General features: G+C 48.5%; 5 protein-coding genes. 1 reads left to right on the forward strand and 4 read right to left on the reverse strand.

Annotated elements, in window-relative coordinates:
- The first annotated feature begins 147 nt into the window (after nucleotides 1-147).
- Nucleotides 148-366: a translation initiation factor IF-1 gene (gene infA, locus JF818_RS12270; protein ID WP_117329341.1), complete on the forward strand. Its 219-nt coding sequence runs from the start codon at nucleotides 148-150 to the stop codon at nucleotides 364-366.
- Nucleotides 367-435: 69 nt separating this feature from the next.
- Here the strand turns inward: infA and JF818_RS16700 are convergent, their stop codons facing one another.
- Genes JF818_RS16700 through JF818_RS12290 form a run of 4 tightly spaced genes read right to left on the reverse strand, consistent with a single transcriptional unit; the run spans nucleotide 436 to nucleotide 3,662 of the window.
- Nucleotides 436-1,425: a Smr/MutS family protein gene (locus JF818_RS16700; RefSeq protein ID WP_198892285.1), complete on the reverse strand. Its 990-nt coding sequence runs from the start codon at nucleotides 1,423-1,425 to the stop codon at nucleotides 436-438.
- Complete coding sequence (locus JF818_RS12280) at nucleotides 1,426-2,070, reverse strand: CBS domain-containing protein (protein WP_198892286.1); 645 nt, start codon at nucleotides 2,068-2,070, stop codon at nucleotides 1,426-1,428.
- Between the two features lie 57 nt (nucleotides 2,071-2,127).
- Nucleotides 2,128-2,886: an ABC transporter ATP-binding protein gene (locus JF818_RS12285; RefSeq protein WP_198892287.1), complete on the reverse strand. Its 759-nt coding sequence runs from the start codon at nucleotides 2,884-2,886 to the stop codon at nucleotides 2,128-2,130.
- The gene (locus JF818_RS12290; protein WP_198892288.1) at nucleotides 2,883-3,662 is read right to left on the reverse strand and encodes an ABC transporter ATP-binding protein; all 780 of its coding nucleotides are present in this window, start codon (nucleotides 3,660-3,662) and stop codon (nucleotides 2,883-2,885) included. The genes JF818_RS12285 and JF818_RS12290 overlap by 4 nt, the downstream gene beginning before the upstream one ends.
- Nucleotides 3,663-3,683: the final 21 nt, after the last annotated feature.

Here is a 3,683-nt window from a genome sequence, read left to right on the forward strand (position 1 = left end):
CATACTTCCAGTATGTGTTGCCGGCAATCATTTTAGGAATCTTCATGAAAGGATATTGGGATATTTTTATTGCATAGGGGCACTGTTGACACATTTTAACCTAGTGCATATAATTTTCTTGCTTTTAAGCAAATATTTGGAGGTTTTGTGGCCAAAGAAGAAGCAATCGAAGTGGAAGGCATCGTACGCGAAGCTCTTCCCAACACCATGTTCCGTGTGGAACTGCAGAATGAACATGTCATTCTTGCCCATCTTTCGGGCAAGATGCGCAAACACTACATCAGAATCGTACCTGGTGATACCGTGCGTGTAGCACTTTCTCCCTATGATTTGACCAAAGGTCGTATCATTTACCGCGAGCGCTAACACCACATCTTGAGGAAAAGCCGGATTCCCTTGAGAACCCGGCTTTTTCGTGTGTCCAAGTGCAAGGAATCATCGTTTCATGATGATCCAAATAGCACCACTTCCCCCATACCGGGCTTTTGGGGTGTATGCTTCACGTACCACCTTGCTGATCCGTATCTGGGAGAGTGCAGCTTCTTTCAACAGGGAATATCCCTTGTCATTATGCAATCCCTTTCCCGTGATGATTGCCACCTTGAGAAGTCGTTGCTCCTTCGCTGAGCGTAGAAATTCAGCAGTTGCCTGCTCAGCTTCCAACACCTTCATTCCATGAAGGTCCAACGTTGACTGAGGCTCCATGGCACGGAGGGCAGAGATGGTATGGGGATCTGCCTTTGCTTCACGCTTTTCCTTCTGCGCCCGCTTGATGGCTGCCTCCTCATCACTCAATGTTGTCCATTGTTTGTAGGTATCTGCAAATGACCAGCTCACCGAGCTATCACGTTCCTGGTCAAGCTCTTCCTTCTCATCAAGGGCATCCTGCATGTCATGGGTAGGTTGCAAGGGAAGGTCCTCACGTTCTCTCTTTCTCTGATCAGAGACTGGCTTTCCTCGTTTCTTCTTGGGCCTTTCACTCCCCTCAAATTCCTCAAGGAGTGATGCAAAATCTTTTTTAGGCACATAGGCCTCACTTTTTTTGATGGAAACCGGTTCTTCCTTCTTGTTCTTGGCAGCTTGCTTCTCGCCTTCCCATTCAGCAAGAATCTCACCAAAGGATTTCTCCACCGCTACCTTGCTGTGGCTTTTCATCCGCTTGGTCACACCGCCCAGCTCACCTGTCTGTTCCCAAGTGGCAAGGATATCACCGAAGTTTGCCTTTGGATCATATCCAAGCACCAGGGGCTCTTTGCGTTGACTGGTGGGTTGTTTCTTTGGCGCAGGTTGCTTCTGTTTCACAGGCTGTTTCTTTACTTCCTTGATATGCTCAAACGGCTTATAGGCATCAGAATCAACTACAAGACGGCTGTTTCCAGCCGTCTCGCTTGTATCAGAAGTTTTCTTTTTTTTCTTCTTTGGCACTCAGACCTCCCTCACATCCAGCAACTGCGATACATAGGGCTTTACAAGCTCCACCACCTTGCTGATGGATGCTCCTTGCACCTTGATGGTACAGATGGCATTGGTGGGATCGGTTCCCATGAAGGTACCAAAGGTTATGATATCAATTCCTGCCTCGCTCAGCACCTGACTGATCTTTGCGATGGTTCCAGGCTTGTCTTCTACCACAAAGGTAAGACGTACCCCGAAGTGGCGTGCACCAAAGAGCTCAAGCAGAATCTTGAACATATCACTCTTCGTCACAATTCCGATCAACAGCTGTCCTTCAAGTACAGGAAGGCTGCTCAGATCCTGGTCTACCATCATGCGTGCGGCTTCCTCAACCGTGGTATCCTTGGTGATGGAAACCACGTTCTTGCTCATGAGCTTCTTGACCGTAAGCTTGCTCAACAGGTAAGCCATCTCATGGATAGAGAGACTTGTCGCAGGAGAAGGCGTGGCATACAAGATATCTTTTTCAGTTATGATACCAACCAGCCTCTTCTCCTTATCGAGCACAGGAAGTCGGTGAACCTTCTCCTGTTTCATCAAGGTAGATGCCTCCGCGATGGACATATCGGGAGTAGCTGTAACAGGATTGCGCGTCATTCTTCGTTCGATAATCATATGGATCTCCTACCATCTAAGCACACTATAATTCATGCCATCGTGAATTTCCAGTAATTATTCGCCCAGATAGGCTGCCCGTACCTTCTCATTCTCCAAAAGTGCGGAGGATGCATCACTGAGTACAATCCTACCATTCTCCATGACATACCCTTCAGAGGATGCCTTCAGTGCCATGCGGGCGTTCTGTTCCACCAGAAAGACCGTTACCTTGTCCTGCTGGTTGATCAAGGCAATCTTCTCGAAGATGTCTGCAATTACCAATGGGGCAAGACCGAGTCCGGGTTCGTCAAGAAGGATCAGGCGCGGCCCACTCATCAGAGCCCTGGCAATGGCCATCATCTGCTGTTCTCCTCCACTAAGGGATCGGGTCTTCTGTCTTCTTCTTGCTCCGAGAATGGGAAAGAAGTCATACATGGACTCCTTGCGTTCGGCGATCAAGGCATCATCTCGTACAAGGAAGGCCCCCATATCAAGGTTCTCTTCCACGGTCATATCGGCAAATACACGTCTGCCTTCGGGAACCAAGCTGATTCCCTTTGCTGCAATCAAGTCAGTGGTGAGTATCTTCGAGCGCTTGCCTTGCTTGGCTCCAGCATTCCTTGCCCTACAGATCTCCTCTCCGTCAAAGGTGATGGAGCCGGAATCCAAAGGTTCCTGCCCTACGATGGACTTAAGCAAGGTACTCTTACCACTTCCATTCGCTCCAATGAGGCAGACGATATCACCCTCATTGACATGCATACTTACCTGTTTCAGTGCCTTGATGTTCCCATAGGAAACAGAAATGTCATCTATCGTAAGCAGCTCTTTCATTCTTCATCCTTACCGAGATAGGCCTCGATGACACTCGGGTTTTTCTTGATCTCATGGGGAGTCCCCTGGGCAAGTTTCTGCCCATAGTTGAGGACAGTGATGGTATCACAGATGTTCATCACCAGTTTCATGTCATGCTCGATCAGAACAACCGTAATTCCCAAGTCCCTGATCTTTCTGATGGTGGACATCAGATGGTCGGTCTCCTGGGGGTTCATGCCAGCTGCTGGTTCATCCAAGAAAAGCAGCTTTGGGTCGGTAGCAAGCGCACGAGCAATCTCAAGCTCACGTTGCTTTCCATAGGGGAGATTCTTGGCAAGCTCATTCTTGGAAGCGCCCATATCGAAGAAATCGAGCCAGTCCAATGCTTTCTCATAAATCTCTTCTTCCTCTTCCCTTAACTTTACATAGCTCTTCACCGCGTTGAGAAAACGTCCCTTGGTCTCACTTTTCCCGGTTTTGAAGTGCCTGCCGATCATGACATTCTCAACAACGGTGAGTTCCTTGAAGAGGCGGATATTCTGGAAGGTACGTGCAATACCCATCCTACAGATCTTATGAGCCGGATACCCGGTGATCTCCTTATTGTTGAACCAAACCTTTCCTGAGGAAGGGATATCAAGACCGGTCATATTGTTGAACAGGGTGGTCTTGCCAGCCCCATTGGGTCCGATGAGACCGGTGATCAAACCACTTTCCACCTCAAAATCAACTTTATTGACGGCAACAACGCCTCCGTAAGCTCTGGTAAGAGCCTCTGTTTCCAACAGAATCATTGTTCACCTCCTGTGGTGGAT

Origin of the sequence: Sphaerochaeta sp. S2, assembly GCF_016406725.1 — a bacterium.
In the GTDB taxonomy this organism is placed as follows: domain Bacteria; phylum Spirochaetota; class Spirochaetia; order Sphaerochaetales; family Sphaerochaetaceae; genus Sphaerochaeta.